Source organism: Actinoplanes sp. CA-131856, assembly GCF_050956135.1.
Lineage (GTDB): Bacteria > Actinomycetota > Actinomycetes > Mycobacteriales > Micromonosporaceae > Actinoplanes.
Map to the genome: position 1 here is coordinate 10,336,890 of NZ_CP191849.1, position 21,098 is coordinate 10,357,987.

Annotated in this window: 21 protein-coding genes; 9 read left to right on the forward strand and 12 right to left on the reverse strand. The window is 70.1% G+C overall.

The features are described from left to right. Position 1 precedes the first annotated feature (1 nt). On the forward strand, positions 2-1,126 hold the full coding sequence (locus ACQP2X_RS47655) for an NADH-quinone oxidoreductase subunit D (protein ID WP_498701289.1): 1,125 nt from the start codon (positions 2-4) through the stop codon (positions 1,124-1,126). A 5-nt stretch (positions 1,127-1,131) separates the two neighbouring features. On the opposite strand, the gene ACQP2X_RS47660 is transcribed toward ACQP2X_RS47655, so the two are convergent. The 4 genes from ACQP2X_RS47660 to ACQP2X_RS47675 all read right to left on the reverse strand — a co-directional run bounded on the left by ACQP2X_RS47660 (position 1,132) and on the right by ACQP2X_RS47675 (position 5,587). Continuing rightward, positions 1,132-2,931 carry a hypothetical protein gene (locus ACQP2X_RS47660; RefSeq protein WP_498692866.1) on the reverse strand — a complete coding sequence of 600 codons (1,800 nt, stop codon included), beginning with the start codon at positions 2,929-2,931 and terminating at the stop codon, positions 1,132-1,134. 110 nt (positions 2,932-3,041) lie between these two features. Next, positions 3,042-4,037 carry a glycine betaine ABC transporter substrate-binding protein gene (locus ACQP2X_RS47665; RefSeq protein WP_498692867.1) on the reverse strand — a complete coding sequence of 332 codons (996 nt, stop codon included), beginning with the start codon at positions 4,035-4,037 and terminating at the stop codon, positions 3,042-3,044. Positions 4,038-4,154: 117 nt separating this feature from the next. After that, positions 4,155-4,868 carry an ABC transporter permease gene (locus ACQP2X_RS47670; RefSeq protein WP_498692870.1) on the reverse strand — a complete coding sequence of 238 codons (714 nt, stop codon included), beginning with the start codon at positions 4,866-4,868 and terminating at the stop codon, positions 4,155-4,157. Further along, positions 4,865-5,587, reverse strand: a complete 723-nt coding sequence (locus ACQP2X_RS47675) for an ABC transporter permease (RefSeq protein WP_097317562.1) — start codon at positions 5,585-5,587, stop codon at positions 4,865-4,867. The genes ACQP2X_RS47670 and ACQP2X_RS47675 overlap by 4 nt, the downstream gene beginning before the upstream one ends. A 2-nt stretch (positions 5,588-5,589) precedes the next feature. On the opposite strand from ACQP2X_RS47675, the gene ACQP2X_RS47680 reads away from it, so the two are divergent. Beyond that, entirely contained in the window at positions 5,590-6,597 is a 1,008-nt protein-coding gene (locus tag ACQP2X_RS47680; RefSeq protein WP_498692871.1) for an ABC transporter ATP-binding protein, read from the forward strand. 45 nt (positions 6,598-6,642) lie between these two features. Here ACQP2X_RS47680 and ACQP2X_RS47685 read toward each other — a convergent pair whose 3' ends face one another. From ACQP2X_RS47685 to folP, 7 genes are all read right to left on the reverse strand, one after another. Next, entirely contained in the window at positions 6,643-7,134 is a 492-nt protein-coding gene (locus ACQP2X_RS47685; RefSeq protein ID WP_498692872.1) for a hypothetical protein, read from the reverse strand. A gap of 56 nt (positions 7,135-7,190) precedes the next feature. Then, a complete protein-coding gene (locus ACQP2X_RS47690; protein WP_498692874.1) occupies positions 7,191-7,481 on the reverse strand; it encodes a hypothetical protein in 291 nt (96 codons plus the stop codon). Positions 7,482-7,500: 19 nt separating this feature from the next. Next, on the reverse strand, positions 7,501-8,745 hold the full coding sequence (locus ACQP2X_RS47695; RefSeq protein ID WP_498692876.1) for an ABC transporter permease: 1,245 nt from the start codon (positions 8,743-8,745) through the stop codon (positions 7,501-7,503). A gap of 123 nt (positions 8,746-8,868) precedes the next feature. Further along, positions 8,869-9,336: a DUF3180 domain-containing protein gene (locus ACQP2X_RS47700; RefSeq protein ID WP_498701290.1), complete on the reverse strand. Its 468-nt coding sequence runs from the start codon at positions 9,334-9,336 to the stop codon at positions 8,869-8,871. A 35-nt stretch (positions 9,337-9,371) separates the two neighbouring features. Then, on the reverse strand, positions 9,372-9,899 hold the full coding sequence (gene folK, locus ACQP2X_RS47705; RefSeq protein WP_498692877.1) for a 2-amino-4-hydroxy-6-hydroxymethyldihydropteridine diphosphokinase: 528 nt from the start codon (positions 9,897-9,899) through the stop codon (positions 9,372-9,374). Beyond that, the gene (gene folB / locus ACQP2X_RS47710; protein WP_498692878.1) at positions 9,896-10,267 is read right to left on the reverse strand and encodes a dihydroneopterin aldolase; all 372 of its coding nucleotides are present in this window, start codon (positions 10,265-10,267) and stop codon (positions 9,896-9,898) included. The genes folK and folB overlap by 4 nt, the downstream gene beginning before the upstream one ends. Before the next feature lie 5 nt (positions 10,268-10,272). Continuing rightward, the gene (gene folP / locus ACQP2X_RS47715) at positions 10,273-11,109 is read right to left on the reverse strand and encodes a dihydropteroate synthase (RefSeq protein WP_498701291.1); all 837 of its coding nucleotides are present in this window, start codon (positions 11,107-11,109) and stop codon (positions 10,273-10,275) included. A gap of 341 nt (positions 11,110-11,450) precedes the next feature. On the opposite strand from folP, the gene ACQP2X_RS47720 reads away from it, so the two are divergent. The 7 genes from ACQP2X_RS47720 (at position 11,451) to ACQP2X_RS47750 (ending at position 20,395) form a co-directional block, all read left to right on the forward strand. Next, positions 11,451-11,744, forward strand: coding sequence for a hypothetical protein (locus ACQP2X_RS47720; protein WP_498692879.1), 294 nt, complete (start codon positions 11,451-11,453; stop codon positions 11,742-11,744). Between the two features lies 1 nt (position 11,745). Beyond that, a complete protein-coding gene (locus ACQP2X_RS47725; RefSeq protein ID WP_097317554.1) occupies positions 11,746-12,108 on the forward strand; it encodes a hypothetical protein in 363 nt (120 codons plus the stop codon). Positions 12,109-12,634: 526 nt separating this feature from the next. Continuing rightward, positions 12,635-16,141: an ATP-binding protein gene (locus ACQP2X_RS47730; RefSeq protein ID WP_498701292.1), complete on the forward strand. Its 3,507-nt coding sequence runs from the start codon at positions 12,635-12,637 to the stop codon at positions 16,139-16,141. Between the two features lies 1 nt (position 16,142). Continuing rightward, positions 16,143-18,134, forward strand: a complete 1,992-nt coding sequence (locus ACQP2X_RS47735; protein ID WP_498692881.1) for an MFS transporter — start codon at positions 16,143-16,145, stop codon at positions 18,132-18,134. Positions 18,135-18,138: 4 nt separating this feature from the next. Beyond that, positions 18,139-18,687: a hypothetical protein gene (locus tag ACQP2X_RS47740; RefSeq protein WP_498692882.1), complete on the forward strand. Its 549-nt coding sequence runs from the start codon at positions 18,139-18,141 to the stop codon at positions 18,685-18,687. After that, positions 18,684-19,796 (forward strand): M23 family metallopeptidase, encoded by a 1,113-nt coding sequence (locus ACQP2X_RS47745; protein ID WP_498692884.1) that lies wholly within the window; start codon positions 18,684-18,686, stop codon positions 19,794-19,796. The genes ACQP2X_RS47740 and ACQP2X_RS47745 overlap by 4 nt, the downstream gene beginning before the upstream one ends. Beyond that, positions 19,796-20,395 (forward strand): hypothetical protein, encoded by a 600-nt coding sequence (locus tag ACQP2X_RS47750; protein ID WP_498701293.1) that lies wholly within the window; start codon positions 19,796-19,798, stop codon positions 20,393-20,395. The genes ACQP2X_RS47745 and ACQP2X_RS47750 overlap by 1 nt, the downstream gene beginning before the upstream one ends. A 2-nt stretch (positions 20,396-20,397) precedes the next feature. Here ACQP2X_RS47750 and ACQP2X_RS47755 read toward each other — a convergent pair whose 3' ends face one another. After that, positions 20,398-20,781 carry a hypothetical protein gene (locus ACQP2X_RS47755; RefSeq protein WP_498692885.1) on the reverse strand — a complete coding sequence of 128 codons (384 nt, stop codon included), beginning with the start codon at positions 20,779-20,781 and terminating at the stop codon, positions 20,398-20,400. Positions 20,782-21,098 lie beyond the last annotated feature (317 nt).

Here is a 21,098-nt window from a genome sequence, read left to right on the forward strand (position 1 = left end):
GATGATCGTAGGGACCGGGGCCGGCCTCGAGACCGCCGACATGGTGCTCAACATCGGGCCGCAGCATCCCTCGACCCACGGCGTGCTCCGGCTCAAGCTCACCCTCGACGGCGAGCGCGTGGTCGCCTGCGAGCCGATCGTCGGATATATGCACCGCGGCGCCGAGAAGCTCTTCGAGGTACGCGACTACCGGCAGATCCTCGTGCTGGCCAACCGGCACGACTGGCTGTCGGCGTTCTCCAACGAGCTCGGCGTGGCGCTGGCCGTCGAGCGGCTCATGGGCATCGAGGTGCCCGAGCGCGCGACCTGGCTGCGGATGGCCCTGGCCGAGCTCAACCGGGTGCTCAACCACCTGATGTTCCTCGGCTCCTACCCGCTGGAGATCGGCGCCATCACGCCGATGTTCTACGCGTTCCGCGAGCGCGAGACCCTCCAGGCGGTGATGGAGGAGGTCTCCGGCGGCCGCATGCACTACATGTTCAACCGGGTCGGCGGCCTCAAGGAGGAGGTGCCGGCGGGCTGGACCGTACGGGCCCGCGAGGCGATCCGCACGGTCCGCAAGCGCCTGCCCGACCTGGACAACATCATCCGGCGCAACGACATCTTCCTGGCCCGCACGGTCGGCGTGGGGGTGCTGAGCGCCGAGCAGGCGGCCGCCTACGGCGCGTCCGGTCCGGTGGCCCGGGCCAGCGGGCTCGACCTCGACCTGCGGCGCGACGAGCCCTACCTGGCGTACGACCAGCTCGAGGTCCCGGTGGTGACCCGGACGGCGGGTGACTGCCACTCACGCTTCGAGGTGCTTCTCGACCAGGTGTACGTCTCGCTCGACCTGGCCGAGGAATGCCTGGACCGTGTCGACCGGATCTCGGGGCCGGTCAACGTGCGCCTGCCGAAGGTGGTCAAGGCGCCGGAGGGGCACACGTACGCCTGGACCGAGAACCCGCTCGGCATCAACGGCTACTACCTGGTGTCCCGCGGCGAGAAGACGCCGTGGCGGATGAAGCTGCGCACGGCCTCCTACGCGAACGTGCAGGCACTGGCCACGCTGATCCCCGGCTGCCTGGTGCCGGACCTGATCGCCATCCTGGGCTCGATGTTCTTCGTGGTCGGCGACATCGACAAATAGCCGGCTCAGTAACGCGGGCCGTAACTTTCGTCCCCGCCGGCCGGGTAAGAGGCGAAGTCGGCGAGAGTGCCGATGTTCGTGTCGTTGGCCGACGGGCGGTGGCGCTTGGCCTTGTAGGCGGGGTCGCTCGGGGGCTCGTCGTAACCGCCGTCGAGCCCGTAGTCGGCGGGCTGGCCGTAGGTGGCGGGCTGCCCGTAGGTGGCCGGCTGGCCGTACGTGTTCGAGGTGCCGTACTCGCCGCTGTGGTCGTAGTCCTCGTAGTCGGCCGGGCGGCCGTACTGGGTGGGGCGGCCGTAGCCGGTGGCCTCGGGGTAGTCGTCGTAGTAGCCCTGGTCGCCCTGGTAGCCGTAGTCGTTCGGGGCGCCGTACCCGTCGCCGGGTGAGGCCGGCGAGCCATAGGTGGCGGCGGCCTGCGAGCCGTAGACCGCGGGGGCCGGCGCCTCGGGGGTGTCGAGGTAGCCGTTGCTCGCGCCGAAGTCGTCCTCGATGAAGTCGGGCGTGGCCGCCCCGCCGTACTGCGTGCCGGCGGGCCCGGGCACCGAGGCCGCTCCCCGCTGACGCGGCAGCGGGCCGCTACCGGGAACTTGAGCCGCACCGGACGGATCGTGGCTCGCGGGCGACCCGTGACCCGCACCTGGCGGAACGTGGGCGGCGCCGGATGGCACGGAGGCCGAGCCGGCCGGAACCTGCGCCGCGCCGGACGAACCGTAGGCCGAGCCGGCCGAGTGGGCCGCGCCAGGCGCAACCTGCGCCGCGCCAGAAGGGCCGTAGGCCGAACCAGTCGAGTGGGCCACGCCAGGCGCAACCTGCGCCGCGCCGGACGAGCCGTAGGCCGAACCGGCCGAGTGGGCCGCGCCAGGCGCAACCTGCGCCGCGCCGGACGAGCCGTAGGCCGAGCCCGACGGGACTGACGCCGCGCCTGATGGAACCGAGGCCGCGCCTGACCGAACCGAGGCCGCGCCCGACGGGATCGAGGCCCCACCTGACGGAACCGACGCCGCGCCCGACGGGACTGACGCCGCGCCCGACGGGACCGAGGCCGCGCCCGACGGGACTGAAGCCGCGCCTGACGGGACTGAAGCCGCGCCCGACGGGACTGAAGCCGCGCCGGACGGGATCGAGGCGGCGCCGGATGGGACCTGGGCGGAGGCGGCGGGGACCCGGGCGGCCGCCGCCGCGGCGGCCGGGGCGGGCATCGGGCGGGCGGCGGGCGGCGCCGGGTTGCGGCCGCCCGTGCTCATGCCGGGGCCGGTGCGGGCCGGTGGCCGCACCGCTCCGGACGCGGACGCGACACCCGCGCGGCCGGGCGCCGGTGAAGGCGCGGGATAGGGCTCGTCGGCCGGTGCCATCGGGTCGCCCTGGTCGTCCGCGAAGAAGGGCGAGTCGTCGTAGGGCGAGGTGTCGAACGACGTCGCCTCGTACGGCGCCGGGTCGTACGGGGCCTCGTCGTAGGACTGCTCGTACGGAGCGTCGTCGTAGGAGGCAGCCATCGGGGGCGGCGCGGCCCGCACCGGGGCGCTGGGCCGGCTGAACTCGGCCCGCAACTCGCGGCGGAGGACGGCCACCTCGTCGGCGACGCGGTCCTCGACGTGGGCGCGCTGGAGCACTGTGTCGCCGCGAATCAGAACCGAGGCGCCGATCAGGGCGACGCTGGCCGCGATGAGCAGCACCGCGAAGCGCACGGAGCCCGAATTGTCGCCGAGCAGCACGATCACCGCGGCCAGCGGGGCGAGCAGGACGCCCGCCCAGACAAGGCCACGGAGCAGGCGCGCGCTGTGACCCGCGACAGGTTCCTCTTCCGGCATGGGCGCCGATATTACCCAGGGCTCGCGGGAGGGCAAATGTTGAGCGCCGGGCTTCAGATTACCGAAACCCGGCGCTCACCTTCTAAACGGTGTCTAAACAGTGAAAACGGTCAGCCCGCGGCCAGCGATCCGTCCGAGCTGAAGACCAGGCCCACGCTGATCTGACCCTGCTTGAGCGCGCTCTTGGTGAGCGGGCCGCCCGCGTCGAGGCTGGAGAACTTGCCGGCCTGGAAGTTGTAGACCTCGGAGAGGCCGAGCTGGCACTTGGGCCGCTGCGGGCACTCGGCCGGGCCGCCGAGCACGGTGGCCGCGCCCGAGCACTTGCTGGCCAGGTCGGACAGCGTCTTGAGACCGTTCTTGTCGGCGAACGCGGTGGTCACCGCGAACGCGTTCTGGTCCTGGGCCGCGGCGGGCTTGCCGAAGACCAGGCCCACCTTCTCGCCGAGCGCGGTCAGGTTTTTCACGGTGGTGTCGAGGTCGTTGGAGGACGGGTCGGCCCCGCTCTTGTCGACCTTGCCCTGCAGGAACGTGGCCAGGGTGGCCGCATACTCCGGCACGACCGCGACGCTGCCCTTTTCGAGGGCCGGCTCGTAGAGCTCACGGTTGCCGATCTGCTGGACGGTGACCGTGTAGCCGGCACCGGTCAGCGCCAGGGCGTAGATCTCACCGAGGGTGGCGCTCTCGGTGAAGTTGCCGGCGCCGACGGTGATCTTGCCGCCGGGGCCCTTGGCCAGGCCGGCCGTGATGTTGTTGGCCGTCACGAACTCCTGCGCGGCCGCCTTGGACGACTTGCGGTCGATGTCGACCGCCTTGTTGAGCGCGATCAGCTTGGTCGTGTCGAGCGCCGCCGAGACCTTGTCGAGGGCCGCGATCATCTGGGGCGACGACGCCTTCTTGTTGATCGCCGGGATCACGTTGTCGGTGTTCTGGAGCTTCTTGTCGTCCTCGAGGACGACGAGCGCGTCGCCGGCCACGGGGGCGCACCCGGCGCCCGCGGCGGCGGACGGCGGCGCCTCGGTGCCCGAGGAGCCCGCGTCGCCGCAGGCGGCGAGCGAGACGACGGCCACCGTTGCCGCGGCGGCCGCCAGGAAGATGTTTCGACGCATTACTGCCGCCTTCTGTGTCCCGGCGCGACCAGGTGGCCGCGCCGCGTGTCCGGAGTTTCCCTGCCCTAGAAGGTCTACCCGGTGGGTGTGACAACTTTCGGCAAAGTTGCGGGTCCGTTACCCGGCCGGGTCGGCCGCGGCCACCTTCCGGCGGCGCACGGACCTCAATGGACGGGGTGTGACCAGGCGTTCCACGAGAGCGAAGATTCCTTCGACGAGAAGTGCGAGGACCACCACAGCTATGCCGCCGGCCACAATCTGACCCCCGCCGACGCTGATGCCGAGCCCGAATCCGGCCGTGATGATCTGCCCGAGCCCGCCGCCGTTCACAAATGTTGCGAGCGTGGCCGTCGCCACCACCTGCACCGCGGCCGTACGCAGGCCTGCGGCCAGGTAGGGAACCGAGAGCGGCAACTCCACCCGGCGCAACAATTGCCCGCCGGAGAGCCCCATGCCCTTGGCCGCGTCCTTGGTCTCGGGGTCGACCGACTGGAGGCCGGTGTAGGCGTTGGCCAGCAGCGGTGGCACCGCGAACACGGCCAGGGCGACGATGACCGGCAGCTTGCCGAAGCCGAGGGCGGTCAGCGGCAGGATCGTCAGCAGGGCGAGCGTCGGGATGGCCCGGGTCAGGTTGGCCACCGTGATCACCACGCCGCCGCCCCGGCCCCGGTGGCCCAGCCAGATGCCGATCGGCAGGGCGACCACGCAGCCGATGAACACGGCCCAGAAGCTGATCACCAGGTGCTCCTGGAGCCGATCGATCAGCCCGCCGGGATTCGTCCAGTTGAGCGGGTCGTTCAGCCATTTGATGCCGTCGGAGAAGTAGCTCACGAGGCCCTCCGGCGGCTCCACGGCGTCAGCAGCCGGCCGAAACCGGCCAGCGCCAGGTCGAGGACCAGGGCCAGGGCGACGCACAGCACCGTGCCGGTCAGGATCTCGGCCTTGTAGAAGTTGTTCGCGAAGCCACCCAGGATCAGATCACCGAGGCCCCCGTTGCCGATGATCGAGCCGATGGTGACCAACGCCACGGTGGAGACGGTCGCCAGCCGCAGGCCGGTGACGATGCCGGGCAGCGCCAGGGGCAACTCGACCCGCCAGAGCCGGCCGTAGCGGCCGTAGCCCATGCCGGCCGCCGCGTCCCTGACCTCGTCGGGCACCTGGGTGAGCCCGGTCAGCGCGTTCCGCACCACGATGAGCAGCGCGTAGAGCACCAGCGCGATCAGCACCGGCACTCGGCTGGTGGCGCCCAGCAGCGGGGCCAGCAGGGCCAGCAGCGCCAGGGACGGAATCGTGTAGAGGATGCCCGACAGTGCGAGAATCGGCCCGGTCAGCGGTTTGATCCAGTACGCGAGGACGGCGAGCGGGACGGCCACCAGCAGGGCGATGATCACAGTCTCGATCGTGATGCCGACGTGAAATCCTAGCTTGTCGAGGATGATGTCGGAGTTGTCTCGGACGTACTGCCAGGAGAACCACGGATTCCCCGGCCCGTCGTCGGCGGGTGCGGCCAGCGGCGGGGCGCCCGCCGGGGCCCACGACAGGAAGGACATACGTGGACGCTACCGCGATCACCGAGGGCGGACCCTCCCGGAGCGCTGCCTCGATCACCCTGCAGGACGTCGGCAAGACCTATCCGGACGGCACGGTGGCGGTCGGCGACTTCAGTCTCGAGGTCCGCGCCGGTGAGCTGACCGTGCTGATCGGGCCGTCGGGGTGCGGCAAGTCGACGATCCTTCGCATGATCAACCGGCTCATCGAGCCGACCCGGGGCACGATCCTGCTCGACGGCCAGGACATCCTGAAGCGCAACCCGGTCGAGCTGCGCCGCCACATCGGCTACGTGATCCAGAACGTGGGCCTCTTCCCGCACCAGAAGATCGGCGCGAACATCGGCACCGTGCCCAAGCTGCTCGGCTGGGACCGGGCCCGGGTCAAGGCCCGCGCCGACGAGCTGCTCGAGCTGGTCGGCCTCGACCCGGCGAAATATCGCGACCGCTACCCGCACGAGCTCTCCGGCGGTCAGCGGCAGCGGGTGGGCGTGGCCCGGGCGCTCGCCGCCGACCCGCTGGTGCTGCTGATGGACGAGCCGTTCTCGGCGGTCGACCCGATCGCCCGCGGCCGCCTCCAGGAGGAGTTCCTCAAGCTCCAGGCCGAGGTCCGCAAGACGATCGTCATGGTCACCCACGACATCGACGAGGCGGTACGGCTCGGCGACCGGATCGCGGTGCTGGCCGAGGGCGGCAAGCTCCAGCAGTTCGCCCCGCCGGCCGAGCTGCTCAGCCGGCCGAACTCGGCCGCGGTGGCGAGCTTCGTCGGCGCCGACCGGGGCATCCGCCGGCTGGCGGTCACCCCGGTGCGCGACGCGCTTCAGCCGGCCGAGGGCGTTCAGGCGGGCGACCGGCCCACCGTGGACATCACCGGCACGCTGCACGACGCGCTGGCCGCCATGCTCACCGTCGACGCGGCCGAGGTGGTCGTCGTCGACGATGGCCGACCGGTCGGTGTGGTCTCCCGGTCGGCCATCTTCGACACGAAGGCGCGGCTCGAGGCGCCCGCCTGACCGGCGGCCGCCGCACCCTGCGGCCCGGCAGCACGCGCCGCCGGGCTAGCGGGTGCCGCGATAGCCGCCGAGCGTGGCCAGACCGATGATCCAGCCCACGAACAGGCCGTACGAGGCGCCGTTGCCCGCGGCCCGGAAGGCGTTGATCAGCGACGGGTTGGCCAGGAACAGGGTGGTGAACAGGGCGGCGAAACCGCCGGCGAAGATGTACGCCGACCAGCCCGAGAAGAACTGGCTGATCGTGCCGCGGGCCCGGGCCAGCTGCGAGCCGGGCAGCAGGTAGAGGAAGAGCGCGGTCAGCACGACCAGCAGGATCGCCTTGAGGTCGGTGACCAGGATGTCGCGCAGCGAGTCGCTGGTGTCGAACGACCAGCGCGGCCAGGCCAGCAGGTTGAGGAACCACCCGCCGGCGGTCTCGTTGTCGGCGTTCTTGCTCGCCCAGTCGGCATACCAGGGGCTGCCGAAGACGAGCACGAGTATGAGCGCGGCAAGGGTGCCCGCACCAGGCACAGACTTGTATCGGTTACCGAGAGCCATGCGCGGCTAATTCCCAGCGCGGCTCACGTTTCAAACGACGGGCATAAATGCCCTGGTCAGCCCTTTTTCGACAGGTAATCGATGAACGCCGCGCGCAGCAGGGGCTCCTGCTCTCCGTACGCGATGTGGCCCTCGAACTCGCGCCACAGCGCGACCGCCTCGTCGATGATCGGGCCGATCGAGTTGGGCGCGCCGTCCAGCTCGGCCGCCTCGTCGGCGTCCGGCAGGTTGCGGAAGACCGTCCAGAAGAACTTGATGTCGTGCCGCTCCCGGGCCAGGGCGAAGGCGCGCTCGCGCAGCTCCTCGGTGGGCAGGGCGTCCAGCTCGGCGAAGCTTCCAGAGGTCATGGGAGCAAGCATAAAGCGATCAACGGGTGGTCCCCCACGGACCCGCGTCCCAGCGGTCGGTGCGCCCGGTCGTCGTGCTCGTCGTCGACCAGGTCTCGGGCAGGTCGGGCGACCAGTTGGCCCCGGTCGTGGCCGGCGCCGCGTTCCACTCCGGCTCACCACCGGCCGGCAGCGGTTTCCCGTACGTCTCCACGAGCCGTGTGACGATCAATCCGCCGGCGAAGACGGCGGCTGCGATCGCGAACAGCGCGATGTCGAACCGCTCCCGCGTCTGGTAGTCGAGGAACAACGTCAGCGCGCTGACCGCGAAGAGCGTCCCGAAGATGCCACCGCGCCGGCCGTAGGCGCTGGTGCCGGCCAGCATGGCCAGGCCGAGCGCGATGCCCGTCCACTCCAGGCCGGTGCCGGGCGCGATCGGGGTGCTCGACTGGGCGGCGAACAGCACACCGGCCGCCACCGCGAAGACCGAGGAGAGCACGAGCGTGCCGATCACCGGCACCGCGACCGCCGCGCCCCGGCGGGTGGCCGGGTCACCGGCCGGTCGCAGGCGGCCCAGCCAGCGCCGGACCGGGCCGACCGTGCCGAGGGCGCCGCCGAGCACGGCCAGCAGCGCGAAACCGCCGAAGAGGAAGAAGGCCTGGTCGGTCGGGTCGTAGTCGCCCTGCACGGCGACCGGCGCGATCCGCAGCTGGTCGTAGACGATCACGCCGAGACCGGCCGCGAGGGTGGCCGCCCAGCCCGGCACGTGCAGCACGAGGATCAGCAGGGCGATCACCACGGCGCCCGCGGCGGCGATGATCAGGGCCGGGACGACCGCCTTGACCAGGCCCTGGTCGCCCTGCTCGGCGTACTGCAGGGCGGCCGCCAGCGCGATCGGGCCGAGCGCCAGGTTGGGCACGCCGGCCCGTAGGGTCAGCCCGGCGCCGAGCGTGAGCAGGCCGATGGCGGCGCCGGTGACGAGAAGGTTGTCGAGGCCGGGGCGCTGGAGCGCCTCCGAGTCGGCGCGCCAGAGCATGTAGCCGATCGCCACCGCGGCGACCAGCAGCACGACCTCCCAGCCGAGGTGGATGCCGAGGCGGTCACGGCCGTCCTCGTCGGCGTCGACCCGGCGCATCACGTCGGTCGTGGTGGTCTCGCCCGGATCGTCGAGCTGCTCGGCGCGGCGGCGCTGCTCGGCCGCGGCCAGAGTGTTCGCGCGGTAGGCGGCGGGGTCGGTCGGCTGCTCATCGGCCGGCCGGCGGTAGGTCGCCTCGTCGTACGCCATAGCCGTGCCTCCCTCCTCTGCGTCCCCGCGCGTCGGCACGCCGAGATCCGCCGGGTCGCAAGCCCCGCGCCCAGAGCATACGGATAGGAGTCGGTCTCAGTTCAAGGCCGAAAACACGGGGTGTCAGCGCAGGCCGGAATCTTCCTCGTCCTTGGAGTCGGGACGCTCCGGGACCCGGCACGAGCGCTCGAGCCAGAGAGCGGCCCCGACCAGGGCGAGCGCGCCCACGACACCGCCGACCGCCTTGGGGATGTCGTCGTGCGCGGCCTGGGTCGGCTCCATCGCGAGCCAGGCCAGCAGGCCGGCCGAGAACCCGGCCGAGATGGCGCCGACCAGCGAGGACGCCTTGGCAAGAGCGACATATCGCGCGACCGCCAGCGGGTCGACCGGCATCGTGCCGGGTTTGCGCTGGATGCGGGCGCTGGTGTTCTGCGCCAGCAGGCCCTCGGCCACCGCCAGCACGGCCAGCACGATCACCGGCGACCAGGGCAGCTCGGGCAGCGACGAATAGGAGAAGCTGAGCAGCAGCCAGCCCACGGCGGCCGCGGCCAGCCCGGCGACGATCAGCACCGAGATGCTGGTCGGGCGCATCGACGGGTCCGACTTGGGCGCCTGCGGGTTGCTGCTCACGCGTTCGACTCTAGTGGGAGGTCGGGCCTCGGGGTCAGCCCGGCGAGGTCGTCCGCGAGGGCGGGGTCGTTCAGCAGATCGGTGAGCCAGCCGTGCCCGGGCAGCCGCCCGTACGGCTCGATGTCGATCCACGGCCGCAGCACGAAGGCCCGCAGGTGGGCTCGCGGGTGCGGCAGCGTGAGCTCGGGATCGTCGCTGGTCACGGGCTGGTCGTCGGCGTCCTGGACGGCGATGACGTCGACGTCGAGGGTGCGCGGCCCGAAGCGGCGCTCCGGGTCGCGGACGCGGCCGGCGGCGGCCTCGGCGGCCCGGGCCCGCTCCAGCCAGTCGTGCGGCGCGGCCCGGGGATCGACGGCCAGAACCACCGCGTTGAGGTACGAAGGCTGGTCGGGGTCACCCCACGGCGGTGTCTCGTAGACACCGGACATCGCCACGACGCTGTCGCCGAACAGGCGTACCGCCTGCTGTAAATGCTTGTGGCGGTCGCCCAGGTTGCTGCCCAGGGAAAGAACGGCGCGCGTCATGACCGGCTCCGGCGGACGGTGACCGCGACATCGGTGAAGTCGAGCGGGATCGGCGCCTGCGGCTTGTGGACGGTGACCTCGGCCGTGACCACCCGCCGGTCCTGGAGGCAGGCGGTGACCAGCCGGTCGGCCAACGTCTCGATCAGGTTCACCGGCTCGCCGCCGACGATCGCGGCCAGGCGCTCGGCCAGCTCGCCGTAGTGCACCGTGTCGGTGACGTCGTCGCTGGCCGCGGCCGGGCGCAGGTCGAGGTCGAGCCGCACGTCGACGACGAAGTCCTGGCCCTGCTCGCGCTCGAAGTCGAACACGCCGTGCCGGCCCCGGACGCGCAGTCCGCTGAGCGAGATCCGCCCCTGCTCCTCGTTCATGATCCCTAGCTTGCCGTACGCAGGCGCGGAGAGCCGGTGGCGCGCCAGACCGCGAGGGCGTCCGCCGTGGATCGCACATCGTGCACCCGGACGCCCCAGGCCCCGGCGGCCACCGCCAGCAGGGAGGTGGCGAGCGTGGCCGCCTCGCGCTCCTCGACCGGGCGCGGCGCGCCGCTGGGACCGGCGAGCAGGCGGCCTAGATACGTCTTGCGGCTGGCCGCGAACAGCACCGGATAGCCGAGGCCGACGAGGACGTCGAGGTGGGCGCTGAGGGCCCAGTTGTGCTCGGCCGTCTTCGCGAAGCCGATGCCGGGGTCGAGAATGATCTGTCCCGGCGCGACTCCGGCCGCCAGCGCCTCGTCCACCCGCTGGAGCAACTCGTCGCGCACCTCGGCCACCACGTCGGAGTAGACGGCCAATTCATTCATGTGCCGCGAGTGGCCACGCCAGTGCATGAGGATCAGCGGGCAGCCGGCCTCGGCCGCCACCCGGGTCATGTCGGGGTCGGCCAGCCCGCCCGACACGTCGTTGATCACGGCGGCGCCGGCCTCCAGCGCGGCCGCCGCCACGGCCGCCCGCGTGGTGTCGATGCTGATCAGCACCCCGGCCGCGGCCAGCTCCTTGATCACCGGAACCACCCGGGCGATCTCGGTCGGCGCGTCCACCCGCTCCGCTCCCGGGCGTGTCGACTCGCCGCCGATGTCCACGATGTCCGCGCCCGCTTTCCGGAGCGCCAACCCGTGCGCAACTGCGAACTCCTCGTCCGTGTATTTCCCACCGTCCGAGAACGAGTCGGGCGTGACGTTGAGGACGCCCATCACCACCGGATGATCCACATACATCAGGTGGTGGCCCGCGACCTGCGATTCTGTCGGCTGAGTCGTCACAGGACGAGGGTACGGCGGGTGGCGTTGTCGCACGTGCGTACGATGGTCCGTGACTCATTTTCACGCACGCCATCACCTTGCGTAACGTTTCAGACGCTTGTAGCCAAGAAGTGCGAGCCGTACTCTTCGGAACTGGGCATCATTGAAGGAACCGGAGAGAGCAGACGAACATGGCACTGCCCGAACGGCTCACTCGACGCGCAGAGTGGGAAGTAGCACGATATGGGGCGTTGCCGTGAGGCTTCACAACTGCAGCGTGTCCGGAACCCCCTAGCCGGGCACGGGGAGGTTTACCGATGATCGCCACTGAGCTCGCCACGCAGGCCGCGTCCGTGCTCCAGCAGGTTACGCTCGCCGCGCCCGAACCCAAGGGCATCGACACCAATGGCGTCGTCAAATTTTTCGCCAGCAACATCGCGCCGATCCTGCTCGCGGTGCTCGGCGTGATCTTCATTGGACGGGCCAGCCGCGGTGAGATCTCCAAGGTGCTGACAAGTTCGGCCATCGCCATCGTGGGCCTGGCGTTCATCGCCGGCGCGGCCACGTTGTTCTTCGTCGGCGACTTCCTCATCGATCTGATCTTCAGCTGAGATGCGGCTTCGCACCGACGACGACATCTACCGGGCGCGGCTGCTCTACCTCGGCCCCCCGGGATACACCCTGCCCGTCCATCTGCCCTACGCCCAGTACGGCATGTTCGTGGCGCTGGTGCCCTTGTTCATGCTCCTGCACTACCTGATGACGTTCAAGTTCGACGCGTTCCCCGCCTGGGAGATCGCGCTGGCGATGGTCACGACGTCGTACGTGTTCCGGCACGTCGACCCCGACCGTCCCGCTCGGGTCGTCATCCGCACCGCGCTCACCGACTGGCGCCGCACCCGCGAGCCGGCCGACGAGCGGCGCGATCCGCGTCTTGTCGCCACTCGCATCCGGGTTCGGGAGGAGTTGGTATGACCAGTTCCATCGCGCTCTTCCACGGGGTCGGCGCATGACCGGACCGATTCCGCCCGGGCATCCCCGCGCGGCTGCGCAGCGGCCGGGCATGCAGAGTAACGGTGTGCGTTCGGACAACTACGCTTCGCCAGATTCCCCCGACGACGGCGCCGAGGACCTCGTCGCCGCGCCGGGGCACGGCGGGGTGGGCGTCTTCCAGCCACCTCAGCCGGTACGCCCACGCGGCGCGGCGGTCGACACCACGCTCGACATCGATTCGCCGTTCCTCGATCTGTTCGGCGGGGTGGCCGCGCCACCACCCGTCCAGGGCACTCCGGCGAGTGAATCCCGAGCGATTCCGGACGACGGCGCCGACTTCGACTTCGGTTTCGACTTCGACGACCGCCCCACCACAGCGAACGGCTTCGGCCCACCCCCGGTCACCGACCCGGCCGCTCCGTCGGCCCGGTCCGCGCCACCGTCGGCCCGGCCCGCGCCACCGGCCGCCCGGTCCGCGCCACCGGCCGCTGACCCGGCCCCTCGTCCCATGCCACCGGCCGCCGACTCGGCGCCGCCACGGATCGCCGCCGCGCCGGCGGTTTCGTCGCCTCCCGTGTCGGGTCCTCCCGTGTCGGGGCCGCCTGTTTCCGGGCCTCCCGTTTCCGCGCCTCCTGTTTCCGGCCCTCCCGTTTCCGGACCTCCCGTTTCCGCGCCTCCTGTTTCGGGGCCCCCCGCGTCGGCGGCTCCCGTCTCCTCGCCTCCGGCCTCGCGGCCGGACACCTCGCAGTCGGCCCACCCCGGAACCGACATTTCGCCGCCCGACACCTCGCCCTCGGACCACCCCGGGCCCGACACCACGCCGTCGGACCACCCGCGGGCCGGCACCCTGTCCTCGGACTACCCGCGGGCCGGCACCTCGCCCTCGGACTACTCACGGCCTGACTCCACGCCGTCGGCGTACGCGCCGGTGCCGGTCGAGCCTGGCGTCGTGCCTCTGGACGGGCCGCCCGTGTCGGTGCCGTCCGATTTCGATCAGGGGGAGGCCGGTGCTTGGGGTGTGCCGGAGCCGGTGTCGCCGTACAGCCGGGCGCCCGTTGGTCCGCAAGCCGATTTCTTCGAGTCCTCAGGTGAGCTGAGCGTCGACGACTGGCCCGACTTCGACAACTGGCCGGCCTCGCCGCAGGTCGGCGCGGCCGCCCCGCCCGCCACCGAGCCGGTCCCGGCTCCGCCCGTGTCGACGCCGCCGCTGTGGCAGACCGTGGGCAGCTCCGGTCTTCCGCCGGTGCGCGACCGCCGGAGCGCGGCCGGCCCGGAGCCGCTCGCTGACGCGTACACCCAAGAAGCGCAAGAAGCCTCCCTCCCCGTGCCCGCGCAGGAGAAAGCCCCGGCCAAGCGCAAGGAAAAGGCACCGGCCAAGCGGAAGAAGGAGCCCAGGAACCTGCCCGTCCGGCAGGAGAAGAAGGCCCGCCCGGCGCCGCTGCGGCCGCACAAGCTGAAGTTCAACGACCGTGACCCGGCCATGGAGCTGGAGATCAGCGAGATCGCCGGGCACCTGACCTTCACGCAGAGCACAGTCACCGCGTGGTACTCGCTGCCCGAGGTGCGGTGGGCCTTCCGGCCCGACGCCGAGCGCGAGGCGCTGCTCAGCGCCATCTCCGAGCAGTACGCGGGCCTGGCCGGATTCCGGCTGCACCTGCGCCGCACCAACCGGCCCTTCCCGGCCGACGAGTGGGCTCGCACGGTCGACTCGTTCACCGCGAAGCCGCTGCCCGACGTGCGGGGCGGCACCAGCTGGTCGGATCACCTGGTCGCGGCCCAGCGGCACCTGCTCTCGGTCAACCACGCCGAGGGGCAGACGTATCTGGGCGTGACCTTCGCGCGGCGATCGCTGGGCGACACCTTCTCCGAGCGCATTCTGCGCATCTTCGGGCGGGGAACGTCCGACAGCGAAAGGCGCAAGCTCGGTCGTACGGTCGAGCAGTTCGACGAAGTTCTCAATGCATTCGGCATGCGCGGGCGGCGCGTCACCCCGCAGGAGCTGGAATGGCTCCTGTTCCGCTCGGTCGCGCTGTGCATGTCGCCGCCCGGGCCGCTCTCGCCGGTCACCAACGGGCAGTGGGACACCGGTGACCTGCTCGCGCTGACCGAGCAGGTCGAGCGCTACCGCACGCCGTACGGCTCCACGGTCAAGCTGGTCAACCGCATGACCGGCGAGGAGCGGCACGTAGCCGTGCTCTCCGTCGGCCGCATGGAACCGCTGGAGATCCCCGAGAAGCACGAGCCGTGGCTGCACTTCCACGAGCGGCTGCCGTGGCCCATGGAGATCTCCTCGCGCATCGACATCCTCGGCTCCGGCAGCTCGTTCAAGAACCTCGAGCACCGGCTCCGCATGATCCGGTCGCAGCAGCTCGACTACGCCGAGCACGGCATCGACGCCCCGCCCGAGCTGGAGCGCCTGGCCAAGCGGGCGCTGGTGATCGGCGACGAGATGACCACCGGCCTGCCCGTCGAGTCGGCCCGCGCCCACGGCTGGCACCGCATCGCGGTCGGCGGCGCCACCCGCGAGGAATGCCTGGAAAGGGCCCGGCGGCTCATCCAGCTCTACTCGCGCGAGATGCGGATCTCGCTGCAACACCCGAAGAACCAGGACCAGCTGGCCCGCGAGTTCATCCCGGGCGAGCCGATCGCCAACACCGGCTACGTCCGGCGGATGCCGGTCAAACTGCTGGCGGCGGCGCTGCCACAGGCGGCCTCGACGGTCGGTGACCGGCGCGGTGACCTGATCGGGCGTACGGCCGGAACCTGCCGGCGGCCGGTCTTCCTCGACCTGCACTTCCCGATGGAGGTGCGGGAGCGCTCCGGCCTGGGCGTGTTCGTGGCCGAGCCCGGCGGTGGAAAGTCGACGCTGATGGGCGCGCTCGGCTATCTGAACGCCCGTCGAGGCGTACAGGTGACCCTGCTCGACCCGTCCGGGCCGCTGGCCCGGCTGTGCCAGATGCCGGAGCTGCGCCCGTACTCGCGGGTGCTCAACCTGACCGGTTCTGAACAGGGCACGCTGGCTCCGTACGCGCTGATCCCGACGCCGGTCCGCTCCGAGTTCGCGACCGGGCCCGGCGGCGACCGCGAGTTCGAGATCGCGGTCTCCAACGCCCGGGCCGAGCGCCGCATGCTGGTGCAGGACATCTGCTCGATGCTGGTGCCGCCGCAGGTGGCGAAGGAAGCGTCGACGGCGACCCTGCTCAGGCACGCGGTGCGCCAGGTGCCGGCCGAGGAGTCGTCCACGCTGGACGACGTGGTCCGGACCCTCCAGGGCCTGGACGACGACGAGGGCAAGGAGCTGGCCAACCTGCTCCTGGACACGGCGGAGATGCCGCTGGCGCTGCTGTTCTTCGGGTCGCCGCCGCAACACCTGCTGGGCGCGGACGCGGCGCTGACGGTCATCACGATGGCCGGTCTGCGCCTGCCCGACCTGAAGATCGAACGCGAGTACTGGTCGGCCGAGGAATCACTGGCGCTGCCGATGCTGCACACGGCACACCGCTTGGCGGTCCGGCGCTGCTACGGCGGGTCGATGTCGTCGCGGAAGATGGTGGGGCTGGACGAGGCGCACTTCATGGAGGGGTGGCGCTCGGGCCGTTCGTTCCTCGTACGCCTGGCGCGTGACTCCCGGAAGTGGAACCTGGCGGCGCTGGTGGCTTCGCAGAACCCGCGCGACATCCTGGGGCTGGACGTGCAGAACCTGGTGTCGACGGTCTTCGTGGGCCGCATCGCGGAGGACCAGGAGATCGCGTCGGAGGCGCTGCGCCTGCTGAGGGTGCCGGTGCACGACGGGTACGAGGCGACGCTAGCCTCTCTGTCGCAAGTGGACACTTCGTCGTCGACGAGGCTCGGCTTCCGCGAGTTCGTGATGCGTGACGTGGACGGCCGGGTGCAAAAGGTCCGGGTGGACGTGTCGTACGTCGAGGGATTGCTCGAACACCTCGACACAACGCCGACGGCCGCCAAGGCGCCACCGACGGCCATTCCGATGTCGCCGTCCGACCTGGAGGCTTGAGATGGTGCGGCGGGGATTGGCGCTGCTGCTGACGATGTTCGTGGTCGTCGTGGCGTCGATCGTGTGGGCGGTCGCCCCGCCGGCGGCATCGGCCGCGCCGGCCGGCTTGCCGTCAAAGGCCCCAGGCGGCGCCTGCAGCGTCGAGGAGTGGCAACAGGACATCCCCGGCTGCGTCGACCGGCTCACGGAAGTAGGAAGCGCTCGCGCTCAGTGTTTGAACCCGCCAACGCCAAGCACGCCGGACTCCGGCCTTGCTGGCTGGTTCGCCGAACGACCCGAGACCAAGGACGCGAAGACCAGCTTCCCCGGTCTCTACAGCGACTACGGGTACGCCGGGTACAGCTATACGACCTACGACCTGGATAGCGGCTGCGCCTCGACAGTGGTCGACCCGGACTACAAGTTCGAAACGACCATCGCCAACGGCGAATTCATGATCGCTACCGCCGTCATCGGCGCGTCTAACGCCCTACGGGAAAGAGCTTGGGATCCGCAAGCGCTGTGGGGTTGGGCCGATCCCCTCGTTGACCAGGCCACTAAGGGTGTCTACGAAAAGGTCTTCAGCGTCTTCGGCGTTATCACCCTGGGCGTCGTGGGGATCTACCTTCTTTGGAGGTCGAGGCAAGCCGAGATGGGCGCGGCCACGACCACCGCTGGCTGGGCAATTCTCATCATGGTCGCCGTGACCGCGATCGCGGCGTGGCCGGTTCGCTCGGCGAATATCGCCGACGGAACGTTGATTACCACACTCGGGGTGGTACACGACGCCGTTGGTCCTCGGCCGGACTCGGCGCCGGCCGACTGCGCTCTTGGAGGCAGCGCCTGCGAGGACAACCGTCCGCCGGCAGTGCGGGCCAGCGACACCGTTACCGAGAGCATGCTCTACCGCAACTGGCTACGCGGGCTTCTCGGGTCGGCAGACAGCGAGACGGCCAAGAAGTACGGCATGGCTCTCTACGACGCACGATCACTGACGTGGGATGAGGCTCAGCGGATCCGCGAGAATCCCGCGACGCGTGACGGCGTCTTGGACGGCAAAAAGGAACAGTGGGAGCGGGTCGCCGAGCAGATCAAGCAAGAAGACCCCGAAGCCTACGAGTATCTGCAGGGCGTCAACGGGATGGATCGCATCGGTGCTGGATTCATAGCCGTGCTGGCGGCAATTCTGTTCGCAATGTTCGACCTCACGGCGTCGGTGTTGGTCCTCCTGGGCTTCCTGGTTTTCCGCTGGGCGGTGATTGCCGCTCCGATTCTGGGCACCATCGGTCTTCTCCGGCCGGCGAGCGCGGGCATCAAGAGGCTCGGCAACGCCGTCGTAGCGGCGATCTTCAACATCATCATCTTCGGCACCGGCGCCGCCATTTACCTCTTCGCCGTCGACATGATCATGAGCACTGTCAGCTTGCCGGGCTGGCTCCAGGTCGTGCTGGTCTGGCTCTGTGGTGTCGCGGGATGGCTGCTTCTCCGGCCCTACCGCCGGATCACTCAGCTCGGCGGCAAGGACGGTGCCCGTACGATCGCCACCGGCTCCTGGACCCGGAACTTCTTCCGCGACATGCGTGAAGCGGCGAAGACCGAGTCCGCCGACGGCGACAATCGTCAGGTCGTCGGCAAGGACGGCCGCACCGTGTACGTCGATCAGACCAACCTCCGCCCCGAAGCCCGGCTCGAGGACCCCGCACATGCTGCCGCGAGCCGTGGCGACCTGGCTCCGGTCACCGCTGGATCCGGGCGGCGCAGCGGCGGCCCAACCCGCCCGGACGGTAACGAGTCGGTCCGCGACACCGCTGAGACGACGGCGCCGGAGAAGGACTCCACCGGCAAGAAGGAAAGGGCCACCAGCACCTCGCGATCCCGGGCGGGGTCCACCTGGACCGAGCCCGACGAGGCCGAGCGACCGGCGTCCTTCGCGATCTACCGGCCGGAGACCGGCACCACCGCGCCGGAGCCGGCAGCACCGGCTACCCCGCGGGTGCGTACCGAGGCGAAGTGATCTCATGCCCCGGTCTCTCGAACTCGGCCTCAACCGGATCTTCCGGTCGCGGTGGGGCGTCGCCATCGTTCTCGCGGTCATCGTCCTGGCGATCGTCGGTCTCGGCCGCCTGTTCGCCGGGGACGACAACTCCTCGCAGCCACCATTAGGTGCGGGCTCGCCCGCGCCGGCGGTCAGCGCCGACCCGTCCGAGGACGACAGCATCGTCGACACGGCGCCGCCGCCGCGCCCGTCCACCAGTCCCGGCCGGGCCCAGCCCGAGGCCGTCGCCTACGCCTTCGCATCGGCCTGGGCCGACCACCAGAACATCACCCCGAAGGCCTGGCGCGACCAGCTGCTGCCGAACTCCACCAAGAAGCTGGCGAACGAGCTCACGGGCGTGGACCCGGCGGGCGTGCCGGCCGACCGGGTCGTCGGAAGGCCGAGCCTCGTGCCGGTCAGCGCCACGGTGGTCAACGCGGTCGTCACGATGGACTCCGGCAAGCTCAGCCTTCGCCTGATCTCGCCGGACGGCCATTGGCTGGTCGACGGCATCGACTGGGACTCGGCGTGAGCGTTCCGCGGCGCCGAAAGATCGTCCTTCTCGTCGCCCTCGGGGCGACGCTTGTTTTACTGTGCTGCGGAGGCAGCATCACCGCTCTGCTGGTCGGTGGTCTCACCGACCAGGGCAGCAAACTGAACGTCGCGATGGGCTGCGGCAAGGGCGGGCCGGTCGACCCCGATTCAAAGCTTCCGCGAGTACGTCCGTACGGCGCCACGCAGATGCGCAATGCGGCGGTCATCATCAACGTGGGCGCCGACCTGAAGATGCCGCCCCGGGCGTGGGTCATCGCCATCGCCACTGCCATGCAGGAGTCGCGGCTCACCAACCTCGGCAACCTCGGCGCACGCAACGACCACGACTCGCTGGGTCTCTTCCAGCAGCGGCCGAGCACCGGCTGGGGGACGCCGACCCAGGTCATGGACCCGGTCTACGCGGCGACCAAGTTCTATCAGAAGCTCAAGACGATCCCCGGCTGGGAGCAGATGGCGCTCACCGAGGCCGCGCAGAAGGTGCAGATCAGCGCCTACCCCGACGCCTACGCGAAGCACGAGCCGCTCGCGACCCAGATCGTGAACCAGTTGGCCGACGGCGCCGCCAACGCGGTGGGCGGCTCACTCGCCATGGTCTGCGCCTCGGCCGGCCAGATCGCCGCCTCCGGTTGGACGCTGCCCGTCAGCGCGGTCGTCGGCTCCGGCTTCCGCAGCGCCTCACGCCCCAACCACCAGGGCGTGGACCTGATCATCGGGCGGTACACGCCGATCGCCGCCGTCGCGAGCGGGATCGTCTCCATGGTGAAATGCGACGAGGACCACAGTGGACGCCGGACCTGCAACTCGGACGGCTATCCGGGTAAGGGCGGATGCGGCTGGATGGTGGAGATCCAGCACGCCGGCAACGTCATGACGAGGTACTGCCACATGGTGCAGCGCCCCTTCGTCAGGGAAGGACAGGAAGTGACGGCAGGAGAGATCATCGGCCGCGTCGGCACGAGCGGCAACTCCTCCGGCCCTCACCTGCACTTCGAGGTGCACCTCAACAACGACCGCTCGAGCGCCGGCGCCATCGACCCCGTAACGTTCATGCTAACGCAGGGAGCACCGCTGGGAGGTGCGGGATGATCGGCGGACCGATGCCCGATCCCTTTGCCGGGCCCGACGGCGCACTGGAAGCGCCGCGACCGATAGTGCCCACTCCCGCGGCCATGAGCGGATCGCTGCGGGGCAAGCGCGTCCTGATCGGTTTGCCCGGCCACGGCTGGAGAGGCGACCTCCGGTCGGACGAGAAGGTCGTACAGGGCAGTCGCACCTACGTCCCGGTCATGCAGGAAGGCGAGTGGTACCGGGCCGAAGCCGAGCAGACCGAGGTTTTCGCCCCGCTTATCCCGGTCGAGCGCGTCTGGGTCGAAGATTACGGCCTCAGTGGGCTGATGCCCGCCACCACCGACGTGACATCAAAACTGGTGTCACTCGACGAGCCATCGCGACGCACGCCGGTCAAGGCCCTCGATGCCGCACGGCTCGCGGGCCTGCGCGTCGTGCGCATGCTCGACTCCGGCGATGAAGAACGGAACCTACGAGCCGTCACCGAAATGCACACCAACAACGACGGCGACATCTGCGTAAGAGTGGCTCCTGAACTCGAATGGTATCGCTGGGCTTGGAGTGGACGAACACCACGGACCCTCGAGGTCCCAGTGCATCTACTCTGGCTGGAATAGATTCAGCTCACTTTGCTGGCGCCACAGACGCGCCAGCCATCTTCGTCCACCACGCGGAAGTTCCAGGGCTCGCTGACACGACCTGATGAGTCTGATGCGGTCTTCACCAGGTCAGTGGTCACTTCGCCGACGGAGCCATTTACCTGAACGATGAAGGTTGACCAACCGACATTGATTCCCACTGAGAACTGCTTCTCGCGGGCGAGAATGTCGGAGCGGTAGTCGGTGATCTGTTGGAACTCTCCGCCGCTCTTACACTGATAGAGCTTCGCTCTGTCGTCGTCCCGATTGACGAGATAGGCACGGAGAAAGTTGTCGACTACGGCATCGGGTTCCGCGCGTTCGATCTTGGTTTCCTTGTCGTACAGGAGGACGAAGACGCCCACTCCTCCCAAGCACAACAAGGCGAAAACCCCCGCTGCTACCGCCAACCACAAACGGCGCCGTGGGTTTCGGGGCCTCTGTGAGGGCTCCGGGGACCCTGGTGTGACTCCCCCGTCCGGCTGCTGGGGCGGCTCGGGCGGCGGCATCGGTCCGGTCACGGGCTCCTGCGGCTGCACACATACGACAGTAGTGCCTCGTCACCCGTAACCGCCTTCTCGGCTACCGAGTGGCACAAGCCTCGCGACTCGGGCGGCCACCGTGCACCGGGAACGCGATGCCCGGCTCGCTCTGGGATAAGTTTTATCCGCACACACAGGAG

Bases quoted from the DNA above. Each gene is read 5' to 3' on its own strand.
- ACQP2X_RS47735 (WP_498692881.1), top strand. From the start codon at position 16,143: ATGGTGCGGCGGGGATTGGCGCTGCTGCTGACGATGTTCGTGGTCGTC.
- ACQP2X_RS47665 (WP_498692867.1), bottom strand. From the start codon at position 4,037: ATGCGTCGAAACATCTTCCTGGCGGCCGCCGCGGCAACGGTGGCCGTC.
- ACQP2X_RS47685 (WP_498692872.1), bottom strand. From the start codon at position 7,134: ATGGCTCTCGGTAACCGATACAAGTCTGTGCCTGGTGCGGGCACCCTT.
- ACQP2X_RS47655 (WP_498701289.1), top strand. From the start codon at position 2: ATGATCGTAGGGACCGGGGCCGGCCTCGAGACCGCCGACATGGTGCTC.
- ACQP2X_RS47725 (WP_097317554.1), top strand. From the start codon at position 11,746: ATGCGGCTTCGCACCGACGACGACATCTACCGGGCGCGGCTGCTCTAC.
- ACQP2X_RS47700 (WP_498701290.1), bottom strand. From the start codon at position 9,336: ATGCGCCCGACCAGCATCTCGGTGCTGATCGTCGCCGGGCTGGCCGCG.
- folK (WP_498692877.1), bottom strand. From the start codon at position 9,899: ATGACGCGCGCCGTTCTTTCCCTGGGCAGCAACCTGGGCGACCGCCAC.
- ACQP2X_RS47740 (WP_498692882.1), top strand. From the start codon at position 18,139: ATGCCCCGGTCTCTCGAACTCGGCCTCAACCGGATCTTCCGGTCGCGG.
- folP (WP_498701291.1), bottom strand. From the start codon at position 11,109: ATGTATGTGGATCATCCGGTGGTGATGGGCGTCCTCAACGTCACGCCC.
- ACQP2X_RS47695 (WP_498692876.1), bottom strand. From the start codon at position 8,745: ATGGCGTACGACGAGGCGACCTACCGCCGGCCGGCCGATGAGCAGCCG.
- ACQP2X_RS47690 (WP_498692874.1), bottom strand. From the start codon at position 7,481: ATGACCTCTGGAAGCTTCGCCGAGCTGGACGCCCTGCCCACCGAGGAG.
- ACQP2X_RS47730 (WP_498701292.1), top strand. From the start codon at position 12,635: ATGCCACCGGCCGCCGACTCGGCGCCGCCACGGATCGCCGCCGCGCCG.
- ACQP2X_RS47660 (WP_498692866.1), bottom strand. From the start codon at position 2,931: ATGCCGGAAGAGGAACCTGTCGCGGGTCACAGCGCGCGCCTGCTCCGT.
- folB (WP_498692878.1), bottom strand. From the start codon at position 10,267: ATGAACGAGGAGCAGGGGCGGATCTCGCTCAGCGGACTGCGCGTCCGG.
- ACQP2X_RS47675 (WP_097317562.1), bottom strand. From the start codon at position 5,587: ATGTCCTTCCTGTCGTGGGCCCCGGCGGGCGCCCCGCCGCTGGCCGCA.
- ACQP2X_RS47720 (WP_498692879.1), top strand. From the start codon at position 11,451: ATGATCGCCACTGAGCTCGCCACGCAGGCCGCGTCCGTGCTCCAGCAG.